This is a genomic window from Afipia sp. Root123D2 (assembly GCF_001425835.1).
In the GTDB taxonomy this organism is placed as follows: Bacteria; Pseudomonadota; Alphaproteobacteria; order Rhizobiales; family Xanthobacteraceae; genus Afipia.
On sequence record NZ_LMDP01000001.1, the window covers coordinates 137,480 to 152,173 of the forward strand.

General features: G+C 61.8%; 16 protein-coding genes. 8 read left to right on the forward strand and 8 right to left on the reverse strand.

Annotation, left to right across the window (positions count from 1 at the left end; all coding sequences use genetic code 11):
• Positions 1 to 3 precede the first annotated feature (3 nt).
• Together ASC80_RS00640 and ASC80_RS00645 are read right to left on the reverse strand one after the other, a co-directional pair.
• The gene (locus tag ASC80_RS00640) at positions 4 to 453 is read right to left on the reverse strand and encodes an SRPBCC family protein (protein ID WP_056291861.1); all 450 of its coding nucleotides are present in this window, start codon (positions 451 to 453) and stop codon (positions 4 to 6) included.
• Positions 446 to 751 (reverse strand): ArsR/SmtB family transcription factor, encoded by a 306-nt coding sequence (locus ASC80_RS00645; RefSeq protein ID WP_056291862.1) that lies wholly within the window; start codon positions 749 to 751, stop codon positions 446 to 448. The genes ASC80_RS00640 and ASC80_RS00645 overlap by 8 nt, the downstream gene beginning before the upstream one ends.
• A 132-nt stretch (positions 752 to 883) precedes the next feature.
• Here ASC80_RS00645 and ASC80_RS00650 point away from each other — a divergent pair, with 132 nt between their 5' ends.
• Positions 884 to 1,501, forward strand: coding sequence for a LysE family translocator (locus ASC80_RS00650; RefSeq protein WP_056291863.1), 618 nt, complete (start codon positions 884 to 886; stop codon positions 1,499 to 1,501).
• Positions 1,502 to 1,508: 7 nt separating this feature from the next.
• Here ASC80_RS00650 and ASC80_RS00655 read toward each other — a convergent pair whose 3' ends face one another.
• On the reverse strand, positions 1,509 to 2,315 hold the full coding sequence (locus ASC80_RS00655; RefSeq protein ID WP_056291864.1) for an N-formylglutamate amidohydrolase: 807 nt from the start codon (positions 2,313 to 2,315) through the stop codon (positions 1,509 to 1,511).
• Between the two features lie 116 nt (positions 2,316 to 2,431).
• Positions 2,432 to 3,052, reverse strand: a complete 621-nt coding sequence (locus tag ASC80_RS00660; RefSeq protein ID WP_056291867.1) for a cysteine hydrolase family protein — start codon at positions 3,050 to 3,052, stop codon at positions 2,432 to 2,434.
• An 83-nt stretch (positions 3,053 to 3,135) separates the two neighbouring features.
• On the opposite strand from ASC80_RS00660, the gene ASC80_RS00665 reads away from it, so the two are divergent.
• From ASC80_RS00665 to ASC80_RS00695, 6 genes are all read left to right on the forward strand, one after another.
• Positions 3,136 to 4,038: a LysR family transcriptional regulator gene (locus ASC80_RS00665; protein WP_056291869.1), complete on the forward strand. Its 903-nt coding sequence runs from the start codon at positions 3,136 to 3,138 to the stop codon at positions 4,036 to 4,038.
• Positions 4,039 to 4,128: 90 nt separating this feature from the next.
• The gene (dnaG, locus tag ASC80_RS00670; RefSeq protein ID WP_056291872.1) at positions 4,129 to 6,153 is read left to right on the forward strand and encodes a DNA primase; all 2,025 of its coding nucleotides are present in this window, start codon (positions 4,129 to 4,131) and stop codon (positions 6,151 to 6,153) included.
• 240 nt (positions 6,154 to 6,393) lie between these two features.
• Positions 6,394 to 8,544, forward strand: coding sequence for an RNA polymerase sigma factor RpoD (rpoD, locus tag ASC80_RS00675; RefSeq protein ID WP_056291875.1), 2,151 nt, complete (start codon positions 6,394 to 6,396; stop codon positions 8,542 to 8,544).
• Between the two features lie 117 nt (positions 8,545 to 8,661).
• A complete protein-coding gene (locus tag ASC80_RS00680) occupies positions 8,662 to 9,054 on the forward strand; it encodes a hypothetical protein (RefSeq protein ID WP_156464202.1) in 393 nt (130 codons plus the stop codon).
• Positions 9,055 to 9,085: 31 nt separating this feature from the next.
• On the forward strand, positions 9,086 to 9,682 hold the full coding sequence (locus ASC80_RS00685; protein WP_056291879.1) for a hypothetical protein: 597 nt from the start codon (positions 9,086 to 9,088) through the stop codon (positions 9,680 to 9,682).
• 667 nt (positions 9,683 to 10,349) lie between these two features.
• A complete protein-coding gene (locus ASC80_RS00695; protein ID WP_056291887.1) occupies positions 10,350 to 11,129 on the forward strand; it encodes a hypothetical protein in 780 nt (259 codons plus the stop codon).
• Between the two features lie 63 nt (positions 11,130 to 11,192).
• Here the strand turns inward: ASC80_RS00695 and ASC80_RS23945 are convergent, their stop codons facing one another.
• Together ASC80_RS23945 and ASC80_RS23950 are read right to left on the reverse strand one after the other, a co-directional pair.
• Positions 11,193 to 11,720: an MFS transporter gene (locus ASC80_RS23945; protein WP_056291889.1), complete on the reverse strand. Its 528-nt coding sequence runs from the start codon at positions 11,718 to 11,720 to the stop codon at positions 11,193 to 11,195.
• Positions 11,660 to 12,469 carry an MFS transporter gene (locus tag ASC80_RS23950; RefSeq protein ID WP_056291892.1) on the reverse strand — a complete coding sequence of 270 codons (810 nt, stop codon included), beginning with the start codon at positions 12,467 to 12,469 and terminating at the stop codon, positions 11,660 to 11,662. The genes ASC80_RS23945 and ASC80_RS23950 overlap by 61 nt, the downstream gene beginning before the upstream one ends.
• Positions 12,470 to 12,648: 179 nt before the next feature.
• Between ASC80_RS23950 and ASC80_RS00710 the strand changes: the two genes are divergently transcribed.
• Positions 12,649 to 13,050, forward strand: coding sequence for a DUF4345 domain-containing protein (locus tag ASC80_RS00710; RefSeq protein ID WP_056295387.1), 402 nt, complete (start codon positions 12,649 to 12,651; stop codon positions 13,048 to 13,050).
• 89 nt (positions 13,051 to 13,139) lie between these two features.
• Here the strand turns inward: ASC80_RS00710 and ASC80_RS23425 are convergent, their stop codons facing one another.
• Both ASC80_RS23425 and ASC80_RS00715 read right to left on the reverse strand, forming a co-directional pair.
• Positions 13,140 to 13,751, reverse strand: coding sequence for a hypothetical protein (locus tag ASC80_RS23425; protein ID WP_156464203.1), 612 nt, complete (start codon positions 13,749 to 13,751; stop codon positions 13,140 to 13,142).
• A 383-nt stretch (positions 13,752 to 14,134) separates the two neighbouring features.
• Positions 14,135 to 14,665 carry a hypothetical protein gene (locus ASC80_RS00715; protein WP_056291894.1) on the reverse strand — a complete coding sequence of 177 codons (531 nt, stop codon included), beginning with the start codon at positions 14,663 to 14,665 and terminating at the stop codon, positions 14,135 to 14,137.
• Positions 14,666 to 14,694 lie beyond the last annotated feature (29 nt).

The following is a 14,694-nucleotide window of genomic DNA, read 5'->3' on the forward strand; positions in this document are numbered from 1 at the left end:
CCTCTATTCTTTGGCCATTTCGAAATCCAGCGGCTGGCCGGTTTCGAGAATGCTCTTGAGACTGGACAGGACCAGCGGCCATCCGCCGGAAATGCTGGGCAGGACCTTGCTGCCTTCGGCGAAATCTTCGTGCGTGACGGTAAGCTTGACGGCGCTGCCGTTCGGTTCGAGCACGAATGTCACGCGCGAGGGGCGCTCCTTCTTCATCTCGTCGTCGAAGATGGAGTGCCAGCTATAGGACAATCTGCGCGGCGGATCGGATTCGAGGACGACGCACTCGTTGACCACCTTGCCGTCCCTGTCCATGTGCATGCGGGAGCCGACCTTCCAGTCCGACGACAGGCTGCAACCGAACCAGTAGGAGCGCGTGAATTCGGTGTCTGTCAGGGCATGCCAGAGTTTCTCCGGCGTGGTCTTGATGAAGGTGGTGTAGACGAATTCGGGTTTACTCATCACGCGTCTCCAGTCGCCGTTTCAACTCGCCGAGCTTGCCGCGCTCGAATTTTTTGATCCACCGTTCGCCGATTTCGTGGATCGGCACCGGGTTGAGATAGTGCAGCTTCTCGCGGCCGTGCCTGATCGACGTCACCAGATTGGCCGCTTCAAGGATAGCGAGGTGCTTGGTCACGGCCTGCCGCGTCATGGCGAGGCCGTCGCAGAGTTCGTTCAGGCTCTGGCCGTTGCGGGCGCGAAGCCGGTCCAGCAGCGCGCGTCGCGACCCATCGGCCAGCGCCTTGAAGACCTCATCCATGGTCGAGATAATAGGCAACCAAAAGGTTGCATGTCAAGCGGTACTGAAATCACGCATCAGCGATGCGCGGGATCGCTTGCGCGAGCGCGGCGCGTCTGCATTTGATGGCGCTTCGCTATCGAGGTCTTGCCAATGTCGCTCCAGGTCTATCTTGCCTACGTCGCCGCCTGCGTCGCGCTGGCGATCCTGCCCGGTCCGATCGTGACGCTGGTGATCGCCAACGGCCTGCGTCACGGCACGCGCGCGGCCTTCACCAACATTCTCGGCGCGCAGGTCGGCCTTGCGATCGTGATCGGTGTTGTCGCGGTGGGCCTCACCTCGCTGATGGCGACCATGGGCTACTGGTTCGACTGGGTGCGCTTTGCCGGTGCAGCCTATCTGATCTGGCTCGGTATCAAGCTGGTGCGCGAGCCCGCGATGATCGGAGCGTCCGACGCGCCGCCGAAGCCGCCGCGCGGCGGCTTCTTCCTGCAAGGGGTGATCGTGCTGTTGAGCAATCCGAAAGTGCTGATCTTCTTTGGCGCGTTCATTCCGCAGTTCGTCGACATGAACCGCGATCACGGCTGGCAGATCGTGCTGCTCGGCGCGACCTTCATGGTGATCGTGGCGGTGACCGACGGCGTCTATGCGGTGCTGTCGGGCCGCGCCCGCGCCATGCTGTCGGCACGGCGCGCGCGCCTGCTGTCGCGGGTGTCGGGCGGCTTCATGATCGGCGGCGGTGTCTGGCTGGCGCTGATCCGCGCGAAGTAATCGCAGGTCACGCGGTCAGCAGCCTGGACGCGTGCAGCCGTTCCTCGATGGTGCGGAAGATGCGCGCGAGGCGAGCCGCCCATTGCCGCTGGCCGGATTCATCCGCGATCAGATCCTGACGGATTTCGATACCGGAGTTGATGAGGCCGCGCCGCTCGGCATGAACCGGGATGGTGTAGTCGGTGGTATCGCTCACCGCATAGGGTTCGTTGTCGCCGACCACCAGATCGCCTTCGGCGCGCAGGCTTTCGAGCAGCAGCGGCGGCAGGCGATTGTCATGCTGATAGAGCGTGCCGATGTGCCACGGCCGCGCCACCCCGGCGTAGACCGGCGTGAACGAATGCAGGGAGACAAGAATGGTCGGCTGGCGACGCGCCTTGCGGGCGTCGAGTACCTGCGCGATGCGGGCATGATAGGGCGCGAAGATCGCGCGCTGCCGGGCCTCGACGTCGTTCGCGTTCAAGCCACCATTGCCGGGAATTTCGGTCGCCTCGCTGATCTGCGGGATCGAGGAGGCTGCTGCGAACGGCCGGTTGCAGTCGATGACGAGGCGCGAATAGCGTTGCGCGATCAGGTGCACATCCATGTCCGCCGCTAGCCGTTCCGCGACACCGGCGATGCCGATGTCCCAGGCGATGTGCCGCGTCAGATCCTGCGCCGCGACGCCGAGATCGCCGAGCGCGCGCGGGATCGCACGGCCGTAATGATCGCAGGTGAACAGGAACGGCGACGTGCTGTCGGTGTTCGCTTCGATCACCGGCGGCGGTTCATCAGGCGCGAGCAGAGGCGGGGCGAGGTCGTCTTGCAGGGTCATGATGAGGTGGGTCTGTGCAGGGAATCGCTGGAGCAGTCTTTCATGCTCAGGCGAAACGACGAAAGTGTGGCTGTTTCTCCCTCTCCCCGCTTGCGGGGAGAGGTTCAATCACAGCCTCACGCCGTCGCCTTGGCCGGGATCAGCGCCGCGGTGTCCTTCACCACGATGGCGAAGCGGTCGGCGAGCTCGGTCAAAGCCACGCGATGAACGACGCTGGCCGGAATGGTGCCGCCGAGCGGATCGGGCAAATCGCGGGTCGCGGTGGCATTGGTAACGACAGTGGCGCGATATTTGAGATCGAGCGCGGCGCGCGCGGTGGCGCTGACGCACATGTGGGTCATGAAACCGGCGAGGATGACCTCGGTGCGGCCGGTGCTCTTGATCAGCGCGTCGAGATCGGTGCCGGCGAACGCGTTCGGCAGGTTCTTGCGCACGACGACTTCGGCGCCCTGCGGGTTGAGTTGCGGCACGATCGCGGCGTTCGGTGAGTCCTCGGCGAACAGCGGCCGGCCGGCCGGCGCGTACTGGACGATGTGAAACACCGGAACGCCGGCGTGGCGGGCGAGCGTCAGCAGCTTGGCGGTTTCGTTGATCGCGGCATCGACGCCGGCCAGCGGCAGGTTGCCCTTGGTGTATTCGACCTGTGCGTCGATGATGACGAGGGCGGATTTCTCGAGCGCGCTCGGATGGAGCGGCGCGCCGGCGATCTGAAGCAGTGACTTCGGGACAGCGGACATTTTGGTGCTTTCGTTGAATAAGCCAGTCGATGGGGCAACCTTACCGCACTGGATGGCTGTCCGAAATTGTATATAATTACACCATGGCTGTTCAAAAACGTGCAGAGGTGCCCGATTGGGAAGACCTGCGCTACTTCCTCGCGCTGGTGCGGCACGGCAGCCTGTCGGCGGCGGCGCGGACACTCAAGGTCAGTCACGCGACCGTTGCGCGCCGGGTCACGAGCCTCGAGGCCGCGCTGCGCGCGTCGCTGTTCGACCGCCGCGTTGATGGCTATGTCTTGACGGCCAGAGGTCGGCAGATCGCGGAGACCGCACGTGCCATGGAGGATGCCGCGATCGCGGTTGCCGATCAGGCCGAAGCGGCCGGCGGGCTGGCCGGGCTGGTGCGGCTGACCATGGGGCGCTCGCTCGCCGATGCATTCGTGATCGATCGCCTCGGCGATCTGCGGGAGCAGCATCCATCGATCGATCTGGAAATCGTCACCGACTCGCGGGTCATGAGTCTGTCGCGGCGGGAGGCCGATATCGCGCTGCGGTTCGGCCAACCCAAGGACAGCGATCTGCTCACCCAGAGACTTGCGACCGTGGCATTCGATTTCTACGCCTCGCGGCAGGTCGCGAAGACAATCGCGAAGGATGCGCAGCCTGTGATGATCGGCTTCGATGCCGAGAGTCATTTCATTGCCGACGCGGCATGGCTGGAGCGGGAATTTTCCGACAGCCGTTTCGCGGTTCGCAGCAACAGCCAGACATCCCAGGCCGCGGCGGCTCGCGCCGGATTGGGAGTGGCGCAATTGCCGCTCTATGTCGCGGCGTCCAATCCGGATCTCGTTCCGGTCAGATTGGGGAAAAAACCGCCGGACCGCGAATTGTGGCTGCTGCTGCGGCGGGATATCGCGCGCGTCCCGCGTGTTCGCGTCGTGGCGGACTATCTTGTCGCGCTGTTCCGGCGGGAGCGCCGGATTTTGACGGGGCGGCCGCATTAGCCCTGTGAATTGCAGGGACAACTTCTCGACATTGGGGGATACGGCTCGCAACCCTATATGGATGGTCGGTTGCAAAGGCACCCTGATTCCATGCGTTTCACGCCCCAGTTTCTCGAAGAGCTACGTGCCCGGCTACCGGTTTCGGAAGTCGTGGGCCGCCGCGTGAAACTGAGGCGTGCCGGCAAGGAGTGGAAGGGCCTGTCGCCGTTCAAGCAGGAAAAGACCCCGTCGTTCACGGTGAACGATCAGAAAGGGTTCTATCACTGCTTCGCCAGCGGCAAGCACGGCAATATTTTCGACTTCATCATGGAAACCGAGGGCCTTGGCTTCGTCGAAGCGGTGGAGGCCGCCGCGTCGCAGGCCGGCATGCCGGTGCCGGCGGCAACCCTCGACGCGGCGCGCCACGAGCAGCGCCGCAAGACGCTCTACGACGTGATGGACCTCGCCGCGAAATTCTTCACCGATACACTGGCGTCGCGTCTCGGCGCCAAGGCGCGGGGCTATCTCGCCGACCGCACTATCCAACCGGCGACGCAATTGCAGTTTCGCATCGGTTATGCGCCCGGCGAGCGCTTCGCGCTGAAAGAACATCTCGGCAAGCTCGGCATCCCGGTCGAGGACATGGTCGAGGCCGGGCTGCTGATCGCGGGCGACGATATTCCGGTGCCCTACGATCGCTTCCGCGATCGCGTGATGTTTCCCATCACCGACGCACGCAACCGCGTTATCGCGTTCGGCGGCCGCGCGCTGGAGAAGGACGTTCCGGCGAAGTATCTCAACTCGCCGGAAACCCCGCTGTTTCACAAGGGAAACAATCTCTACAACATCGCCGCCGCGCGGCAGGCGACCCATGACGGCGCATCGCTGATCGTCGCCGAAGGCTATGTCGATGTCATCGCGTTGGTGACGTCGGGCTTTTCCGGCGCGGTGGCGCCGCTCGGCACCGCGCTGACCGAGAACCAGCTCGAACTGCTGTGGAAGATGGCGGACGAGCCGATCCTGTGTTTCGACGGCGACAGCGCCGGACAGCGCGCCGCCTTCCGCGCTGCAGACCTCGCGATGCCGCATCTCAAGCCGGGCAAGAGCCTGCGCTTTGCTTTGATGCCGGAAGGGCAGGACCCTGACGATCTCGCGCGCACCGGCGGGCGTGGCGCGATCGAGGAAGTGATCGGCGCCGCCAAGCCGCTCGCGGAGATGATCTGGTCGCGCGAGGTCGAGGGCGGCAGCTTCGCCACGCCCGAACGCCGCGCCGCGCTCGAAGCGCGGGTCGGCGAACTGACCAACGGCATCCGCGACGAAACCGTGCGGCGTTATTATCGGCAGGATTTCGTGGAGCGGCTGCGCCGTGCCTTCGCGCCCGAAGGCGGCGGTCAGGGCTATCGGTCCGGCGGTTTTCGCGGGGGCGGTACACCCGGCTTCGGCGGCGAATCAGCGCGCCGCTTTCCCGCGCGCGGCTCGTTTCAGCCCGGTTCCGCCGGGCGGGCCGACCCGCGCGGCGGGCTATCCACAGGCAGCCGCACCATCAACCGGCAGCCCTATCAGGTCGCCAGTCCTCACCTCGCCAGTTCGCCGATCATGCGCGGTCAGCGCACCGCGCTGTCGCGGCGGGAGGCGCTGATCCTGCAATCGCTGATCAACCACCCCTGGCTGCTCGACGACCATCTGGAGGAAGTGGCGGCGCTGGAACTGGCGCATCCCGAGGCCCACAAGTTGCGGGCCGCGATCATCGCCGCTTTCGCCAACGATCATCACCATGCCGCCGATCGCGATGAGCAAAGCGAGAAGATGCGGTCCGACCTCGAGAAAGCTGGATTTTCCGATATTTTACAAAGGGTTGAGCGGTCGATCACAACCAAGGATGTGCTCGGCGCCGAACCCGGCGCGGCGCAGGAAGATGTTCTTTACACCTGGCACCAGCTCGTTGCCTTGCATCGGCAATGGCACTCCTTACTTAGGGAATTGAAAGATGCGGAGCTGGCTCTGGGACAGGACGCCGGCGAGGCAAATTACGCATGGCTCAGGGATGTCAAAGCCCGGTTGGCTGAAGTCGACGGGCTGGAGGCGCTGATCGAGGGATTCGGTGAATCCTCAGGCCGGTCCCGAGGTGCCGACTAGTGAAAATGGCGCGGGCCAGCCGCGCAACGCGTTAAAAAGACTCGCCAAAACGAGGATTTAGCCGCAAAAACAGGGTTAATCGTCGCTTAACGGCCCGCAGGTCAAGGTAAGCGCCAGAGTAGCAAACAGATTCGGGGTGGCGTCGTCGAGCGCCGCCCTTTCCGCATCACAGCGGATCCGGACAATTGAAGGCGAGGAGGCGGCGGCGCCTCCGGCGTGAGCGCGTTTCAGGAGCGATGAATGGTCAGCAAGGTGAAGACGGCAGTACAGTTGAAGGACAAGGATTCGAAGGCCGTCGAGACTCCCGAGAAGGATGGACCGGACGCACCTTCGCCGTTGCTCGACCTGTCGGATGCCGCCGTCAAGAAGATGATCAAGCAGGCCAAGAAGCGCGGCTTCGTGACCTTCGATCAGCTCAACGAAGTTCTGCCGTCCGACACCACGTCGCCGGAGCAGATCGAGGACATCATGGCGATGCTCTCGGACATGGGCATCAACGTGTCCGAATCCGACGACACCGACAATGAAGAGGAAGAAAACAAGGAAGAGGCCGACGACGAGACCGATAACGAACTCGTCGAGGTCACCTCGAAGGCCGTCACCGAAACCAAGAAGTCCGAGCCGGGCGAGCGCACCGACGATCCGGTGCGCATGTATCTGCGCGAGATGGGCACCGTCGAGCTGCTGTCGCGCGAGGGCGAAATCGCCATCGCCAAGCGTATCGAGGCCGGCCGCGAGGCGATGATCGCAGGGCTGTGCGAAAGCCCGCTGACTTTCCAGGCCATCATCATCTGGCGTGACGAACTCAACGAAGGAAAGATCTTCCTTCGCGACATCATCGATCTCGAAGCGACCTACGCCGGCCCCGACGCCAAGAACAACATGAATCCGGCAATGATCGCTGGCCCCACCGGGCCGGACGGTCAGCAGGCCAACGCCATCGTCAACGGCGACGGCACCGTGCAGGTGATCCCGGTGCAGTCCGGGGCGCCGTCGCATGTCGCGCCGCCCGCCGCACCGCCGTCGCCGACGCCGTTCCGTCCGGCGCCCGCCGCAGGCGATACCAAGGACGCCGACACCGCGTCCGAGAGCGAGTCGGACGATGACGACGAGTTCGAGAACCAGATGTCGCTCGCGGCCATCGAGGCCGAGCTGAAGCCGAAGGTGGTCGAAACCTTCGACAAGATCGCCGACAACTACAAGAAGCTGCGCCGCCTGCAGGAGCAGGACATCGCCAACCAGCTGCAGAGCGAGTCGCTGTCGCCGTCGCAGGAGCGCAAGTACAAGAAGCTCAAGGACGAAATCATCGTCGAGGTGAAGTCGCTGCGTCTCAATCAGGCGCGTATCGATTCACTGGTCGAGCAGCTTTACGACATCAACAAGAAGCTCGTGTCCTACGAAGGCCGCCTGTTCCGCCTCGGCGACAGCCACGGCGTCGGCCGCGAAGACTTCCTGCGCAACTATCAGGGCTCGGAGCTTGATCCGCGCTGGCTCAACCGCGTCTCGAAACTGGCCGCCAAGGGCTGGAAGAATTTCGTCGCGGTGGAGAAGGACCGCATCAAGGAACTGCGCCACGACATCCAGCAGCTCGCCGCGCTGACCGGGCTCGAGATCGGCGAATTCCGCAAGATCGTCCACGGCGTGCAGAAGGGCGAGCGCGAAGCGCGTCAGGCCAAGAAGGAAATGGTCGAGGCCAACCTCCGCCTCGTGATTTCGATCGCCAAGAAGTACACCAACCGCGGCCTGCAGTTCCTCGATCTCATTCAGGAAGGCAACATCGGCTTGATGAAGGCGGTCGACAAGTTCGAATACCGCCGCGGCTACAAGTTCTCGACCTACGCGACGTGGTGGATCCGGCAGGCGATCACCCGCTCGATCGCCGACCAGGCGCGCACCATCCGTATTCCGGTGCACATGATCGAGACCATCAACAAGATCGTGCGCACCTCGCGCCAGATGCTCAACGAGATCGGCCGCGAGCCGACCCCGGAAGAACTGGCCGAAAAGCTCGGCATGCCGCTGGAGAAGGTGCGCAAGGTTCTCAAGATCGCCAAGGAGCCGCTGTCGCTCGAAACCCCGGTGGGCGACGAGGAAGACTCGCATCTCGGCGATTTCATCGAGGACAAGAACGCGATCCTGCCGATCGACGCGGCGATCCAGTCGAACCTGCGCGAGACCACCACGCGCGTGCTCGCCTCGCTCACCCCGCGCGAGGAGCGCGTGCTGCGCATGCGCTTCGGCATCGGCATGAACACCGACCACACGCTGGAAGAAGTCGGCCAGCAGTTCTCGGTGACCCGCGAACGTATCCGCCAGATCGAGGCGAAGGCGCTGCGCAAGCTGAAGCATCCGTCAAGGAGCAGGAAGCTGCGGAGCTTCTTGGATAACTAAGCGCATCTCACGATGTCGTCCCCGCGAAGGCGGGGACCCAGTAAACCAAAACGGCGGGCCGAAAGGTCCGCCGTTTTCATTTGTCTGCCCGCGCGGCGCGGTCGTGAGGGCATGAGAATGACCCAAGACTTGTCCGCGCGAGTGCTTGACCTTGAAACGCGAGTGAGGGCCTTGGAAGGACTTCTGCAGTCCTCATCGCCTTCTGCTGTGAAAATAAAGAAGCAATCGGCTCGCGAGTTTCTGACAACTAAGAAGGCAACGTCAGAGCCGCTCAAGGTCCTGGTGTTTGGCTACTTTCTTGAACAGCACGAGGGTTCTCAGGCGTTTAATGTTTCGGATCTGGACGCGATTTTCCGTTCAGCGCGAGAAGCGCCTCCGAAGAATATCAATGATGCTGTCAACAAATGCGTGGCGCGCGGATACTTGATGGAGGCGCGCGAGAAGAAGGATTCAAAGAAGGCTTGGCAATTGACCTCGACCGGAGAACGATTCGTCGAACAAGAGATGTAGCCAACTTAAAGGTGGCCGGTTTGCGGAAGTAATGCTTCGAATATTCCAGCATTTGCTAGGAGAAGCCATAACGCCGTTTGGCACGGATATCTCAGCTAACCTCAAAAGACGCATTTTAAACGCGGTGCAGAGCCATCCAAATGCAGACGAACATATTCGCCAAAAGACAGTTGCTCTAACTAGGTTATTGCTCGATTTTCGCAATAATCGTGATGTTGCTCATTTGGGCGGGTTTAATGCCAGCAGTATGGATTCCCTTTTCGTAATGACAAGTGCGACTTGGATGCTGTGTGAAGTCGTGCGCGTCTATGGCGGCTACCCAATGGCACAAGCTCAAGAAATTGTAGATGGCTTATCGATTAAGGATTACCCGGTTATCTTTGAGCGCGATGGTGAACTCTTTATTGCTCGCCATGATTTGAAAGCAGAAAAGGAAGTGTTGGTACTTCTTACCAGAAACGACAGGGCCGACTTCTCTTTTCTTTTCTCAAAAACAAAGGATAGAAACAAATCCCGTTTTGAGAGCAAGCTTGAGGAAATGGCTGAAGCAAAACTAATGGTAAAAAAGGTGCCGACTACTTCCTTATGCCCAGGGGCGCAGCGACGGTCGCTAAAGAAGGGCTGTTGAATTACACACCTTAGGTGTTGACAGTCTGTGTTTTTAGGCATATATTCCTATCCATCCCGCCTCAGTAAGAGGGGCGGCTCGCGATCGTCACGGTCTGCGAGGGGGATGCGGTGGCGACGCCGCGGTGTTCGATGTCCTTCGATCGCGCAGGGGGCAACCCTGTGTGCTGACGGGGACTGACGACGACGCCGCGGCGATGACGGCCCAAACCGCGAGGTCCCGGCGCAATCGCCTTTGCGCCAGGAGGCAGAACCGTCGCACGCCTTGAGCGGCGCGGCGGCTCGTCAGTCCTCCACCATCGGTGGCCCCACACGCATGGGTCGGCCGCCGGGGGCCCCGTTCGTGGAGCAAGCCGGCAAAAGCGCCGCGCGCGGAACGCCGGACGTGTCCGGTGTCTTCGTGGCGACGACTTCTCGTGTGCTTTCCATTTTCGCACACGAGGCTGCGGACGCATCGCGCGTCCGGCGTTCCGTGCGCCCTCTCGACAGGGAGGGAAGCCATCGCAACGCCATCGGCGCCCCCGCGCCGTAAAGAACAGGGGTGATCGCTCATGTCTGTCAGACGGAGTAGTTCCGGGATGCCCGTCTTGCCGATCTGATCTGGATCAAGAGGGGAGCACCGTTCGGTTTTAATCTGATAGTGAGGGCGAGCCACAGGGAGATCGATCATGTCAGCATGGTGGAAGTCCGGCGTCGCCGGCGTTGCGATTTTTGGCGGTGTTGTCGCGGCCACGGTTTTTGCCGCCGCGCAGATGCCGCCGGGTCCGCAGGGAATGCAGGGCCAGATGCCTGGAGGCATGCAGGGCCAGATGCCCGGAGGAATGCAGGGCCAGATGCCCGGAGGAATGCAGGGCCAGATGCCTGGAGGAATGCAAGGCCAGATGCCTGGAGGAATGCAAGGCCAGATGCGGGAGCGGATGCAAGGCCAGATGCACGAAGGCATGCACGGCCGGATGCACGAAGGCCACGGCCGCATGATGGGTCAGCCCGGCGACATGTCCGCTCAGCCGGAGATGCCCGGTCAGGATGCGTTCGGCGCCATCCAGGAGATCGTGGAAACGTTGCAGGCCGACCCGGCGACAGACTGGACCAAGGTGAACATTTCCGCGCTGCGCGAGCATCTGATCGACATGAATGAAGTGACCTTGCATGCCGTGGCGGAGCAGCACGCGGTGGACAATGGCGTCGAGATTACGGTCACCGGCGAGGGCCGCACGCTCGCGGCGATCAAGCGAATGGTGCCGGCCCATATCTCCGAGCTTGCGCGCAGCGGATGGAGCGCGCGGACCGAGGACTTGCCAAACGGCGTCAAGCTGATCGTGGCCAGCGCCGATCCTGCGCAGGTGACGAAGCTGAAAGCGCTCGGCTTCATGGGGATCATGGTTCAGGGCGACCATCACCAGATGCACCATCTCGCGATGGCGAAGGGGCAGATGGAGAACCATTGAACCGGTACGGGATGTCTGGCCGCCCCGCTCGCGGGCGGATAAGTGAAGTCCGAGGGTGAGCGGCTAGGCTTCCTCGTCCTGCTTCACAAAACCCTCCGGCACCGCGACCGACGGATCGTCCGGGTCGAGCGTCTCGGACATGACGACGCCGCCGATCGGCGCGGTGGTGGCGAGATCGAAGCTGGTCTTGTCGACGGCCTCCGAGGCGGCCTGCACCCGCGTGCGATAGAACACGTAAGCTGCGAGCGCGGCCTCGACCAATGCGGTGAACAGGAACAGGCCGCGCGGCCGCTCGGGCGTGATGAACACGGTCGCGATCAGCGGGCCGATCACCGAGCCGACTCCGTTGGCAAGCAGCACGGTCGCCGCCGTCGCCACCATGTTGCTCGCAGGCGTCTTGTCATAGGCGTGGGCAGCGGCGAGCGAATAGCCCGGAAGCGCCAGCGCGCCGAACGCGAAGCCGAACACCAGCATCAAGGTGCCGGTGGCGGCGAACAGCCACAGCGCGACGCCGGTCACCGCCGCGCCGATCAGAATCGCGAACAGCACCACGCGGCGGTCGATGCGGTCCGACAGGCGGCCGATCGCCACTGCACCAGCGCGCCGGCAAACACCGCGACGCTCATGAACACCGCGACCTGATTGTTGTCGAGGCCGCTGCCCGCCGCCGAAATCGGGCCGAGCGCCCAGAACGCGCCGTTGGCGAGTCCGATCGCGAAACTCGCAATCAGCGCGACCGGTGCGGCGTCGTACAACGCGCGGGGCTGAAAGCTGAACAGCGTGATCGGCGCGGGCTGCGCCGAGCGCGTCAGCGCCACCGGCACGATCGCCAGCGCCGCCAGCATCGCCGCCACCATGAATGCGCCGTCCTGCTCGACCGGGTAGCGCGTGATCAGCAATTGCCCGGCGACCACCGCGATATAGTTGATCGTGACATAGGCCGACATCACCAGCCCGCGGGTATCGTTGGTCGCGCCGTCGTTGAGCCAGCTTTCGAGCACCAGAAAGAACCCGGCGAGCGCGAATCCGGTGACCAGGCGCAGTGCGCTCCAGGCCAGTGGCGTCGGCCACAGCGCATAGGCCAGCGTGGTCGCAGCGGCGACGGCGACCAGTGCTGCGAAGGCACGGATGTGTCCGGCGCGCAGAATGATGTAAGGCCCGAGCAGGCAGCCGGCAACGAAGCCGACGTAATAGGCCGACCCCATGACGGCTAGAGAGAATGTCGAAAAGCCTTCGGCCTGTCCGCGCAGCGGCAGCAGCGTAAACTGCGCGCCATTTCCGGCGAGCAGCAGCGCCGCCGCCAGCAGCAGCGACGCAATGGGGCGCAAGTTCTTCACCATCAGGGGCGAATCCTCGCCGTCTTTTATAGCGAAACGATGACAGGCCGCATGTCGCGCTGCGGCACGCTGCAACGCGTGTTCCAGCACACCGCCCGGATACCCGATTTGATATCGCGCGCGCCGGCTTTTCAGTTAGGCTGGCCGGATTGCGATGAATGATTTGAAAAAGGGATTTCATGATGACGGCCGAACCGATGCTGCTCAGCCAGCGCGTTGTGCAAGTCTGCCTGTTTCTGGTGGCGGCCATCGCCATCTTCGGCGGCACCTTGCAGATGTATCTCGGTCAGCCCGACACCGCGCCGCGGCTCGACAACGTCCATCGCTTCATGGGCGGCATCTATCTGATGTCGGGCGTCACCGGCCTGTGGGTGGCATCGACCATCCGCGAGCACAACACGCTGGTCTTTCTGCTTGCGCTCACCGTGCTGGTCGGCGGCATTGGCCGCGTGATCTCGATCGCCAAGGTTGGCCTGCCCGAACCGTCAGCGGTCTGGATCGGCTACCTCGTGCCCGAACTGGTGATCCCGTGGATCATCATTGCCGCGCAGGTGATAACGAACCGGCACGGGGCGGGAGGGTAGGGAAGCGTGTTCGCCAGATCAAAAGCACAAGTGTGCTAGAAATGACTATCAAGAGCACGAGATTAGCAGAGCTAATGGATTAAGATACATCAGCTAACAGCATTAGAGGTTTCCCAAGGTTCCCAGAATCTATGTGCCGAGGTCGCAAATTCATCCCGTCTTTTGTCGAGTGAATCACCTTGCCCACCAACGCCTAATGCGAGCTTTTCAATTAGTGACGCAGTTTCTGATGCAAACTCGAAAAACTCATCATATTGAGGCGGTGGTATATCTGGATCTGGCTCTGCATTGTGCGCAGTGAATTTATCTCGGAAATGAACTGCCCTCTTCTTCCGATCATCGTTCAATAGTTGATTCCAAGATTTTTCTGCTTCCGCCAACCCCTTTTCATCGCCTTTGGCGGCGATTTGACCGCGAATGCCCGGATGGTCTCGTAAAATTTCGAACGCGACCCGGAGGTGCTTGTCGCCTTTTCTACAGGGAGAGTAACAACCTGCAACAAGAATGGTAAGTCGGGTGATTAAGCTGTTCCTATTAGTGTTCGCGGCTTGACTTGCTCCTGCCTGATTTAAATGAACGTTTATCCGATTTCGATTTTGCTGTTGTATGAGTTCGAGCAACTGCAAAATTTCTAGAGCATGTGAATATGCTTCCTCAGCTACGAGCTGAACGAGCCCTACTGAAGCTTTCGGTTTTGACATAATTAAATCGCAACAAAAATCGTTGGTAGGAGCTTCCGTTTCATATGTGCTTATCTTTCGTCAATGTGGAGCTTTTAGTGCAGAAATTCGAAAGAAGGTTATTTCGTCTGACAAGGCAAACCGTAAGCGATCCTAGAATACCTTAGCTAGTTTCGTATTACTTGTGATTGCGCTTTTATTTTTGAGTTTAGTTTCGAGGAAAAGCCATGCAAAGTCAAAGATGCCGTATTTTTACATTCTCTGTTTTGCTGAGTGTGTGCATTGCAGTGCGTCACCGTGTGTGCTGCGACGTCATATGAAATAGGGGGGCCCTCACTCCATCAATTCCCCCGGCGGCCAGCGCGGATCGTAGGTCTTCGGCGCGTTATTGTTGATCATCCTGATCATCGGCCACATCTCCAGCCGCCGCCGATCATCAGGAACAGCGCCTTGCTCTCTCCGGTCATCAGCCACAGCATCAGCGGCAGCGGCACCGCCATGATCCCGAGCACGATCGCGCAGGTCATCACCACATAATAGCGCGTGGCGTGATAGCCCGACGTGAAGGCAATTGTTGTCGCGGCACCGGTCGCGATCAGGCGCTGGTGCAGATCCTGCACGAAGGCGCGATAGGCGGGTGTCTGCTTGCCATCCGCCGCGCCATAGGCGTTGGCGTCGGTGACCGTCAGCGTGTAGCGGTCGGCAAAGGTGATGACGCAGGCGTTGGTCGCGTTCTTGGCCGCACCGCCGGATTCCATCTGGACCGAGCGGATGTTGGCGAACGGCGCGCCGTCGTCGCGGCCATCGGCGGTCCAGTTGATGCGCTCGGGCGTCAGGGTGACGCCGCAGTCGCCATTCTTGAAATAGAAACGGCTCTTGCCCGGCCGGAGATAGAGGCCGTAGGTGCGCTCCGAAGGCGCCGTCAGCGTGTCCATGCGATCAGCCCAGCCATGTCCCGTTGCGT

Coding starts and splice junctions, on each gene's coding strand:
- ASC80_RS00640 (WP_056291861.1), bottom strand. CDS start 453: ATGAGTAAACCCGAATTCGTCTACACCACCTTCATCAAGACCACGCCG.
- ASC80_RS00645 (WP_056291862.1), bottom strand. CDS start 751: ATGGATGAGGTCTTCAAGGCGCTGGCCGATGGGTCGCGACGCGCGCTG.
- ASC80_RS00650 (WP_056291863.1), top strand. CDS start 884: ATGTCGCTCCAGGTCTATCTTGCCTACGTCGCCGCCTGCGTCGCGCTG.
- ASC80_RS00655 (WP_056291864.1), bottom strand. CDS start 2,315: ATGACCCTGCAAGACGACCTCGCCCCGCCTCTGCTCGCGCCTGATGAA.
- ASC80_RS00660 (WP_056291867.1), bottom strand. CDS start 3,052: ATGTCCGCTGTCCCGAAGTCACTGCTTCAGATCGCCGGCGCGCCGCTC.
- ASC80_RS00665 (WP_056291869.1), top strand. CDS start 3,136: ATGGCTGTTCAAAAACGTGCAGAGGTGCCCGATTGGGAAGACCTGCGC.
- dnaG (WP_056291872.1), top strand. CDS start 4,129: ATGCGTTTCACGCCCCAGTTTCTCGAAGAGCTACGTGCCCGGCTACCG.
- rpoD (WP_056291875.1), top strand. CDS start 6,394: ATGGTCAGCAAGGTGAAGACGGCAGTACAGTTGAAGGACAAGGATTCG.
- ASC80_RS00680 (WP_156464202.1), top strand. CDS start 8,662: ATGACCCAAGACTTGTCCGCGCGAGTGCTTGACCTTGAAACGCGAGTG.
- ASC80_RS00685 (WP_056291879.1), top strand. CDS start 9,086: ATGCTTCGAATATTCCAGCATTTGCTAGGAGAAGCCATAACGCCGTTT.
- ASC80_RS00695 (WP_056291887.1), top strand. CDS start 10,350: ATGTCAGCATGGTGGAAGTCCGGCGTCGCCGGCGTTGCGATTTTTGGC.
- ASC80_RS23950 (WP_056291892.1), bottom strand. CDS start 12,469: ATGGTGAAGAACTTGCGCCCCATTGCGTCGCTGCTGCTGGCGGCGGCG.
- ASC80_RS00710 (WP_056295387.1), top strand. CDS start 12,649: ATGACGGCCGAACCGATGCTGCTCAGCCAGCGCGTTGTGCAAGTCTGC.
- ASC80_RS23425 (WP_156464203.1), bottom strand. CDS start 13,751: ATGTCAAAACCGAAAGCTTCAGTAGGGCTCGTTCAGCTCGTAGCTGAG.
- ASC80_RS00715 (WP_056291894.1), bottom strand. CDS start 14,665: ATGGACACGCTGACGGCGCCTTCGGAGCGCACCTACGGCCTCTATCTC.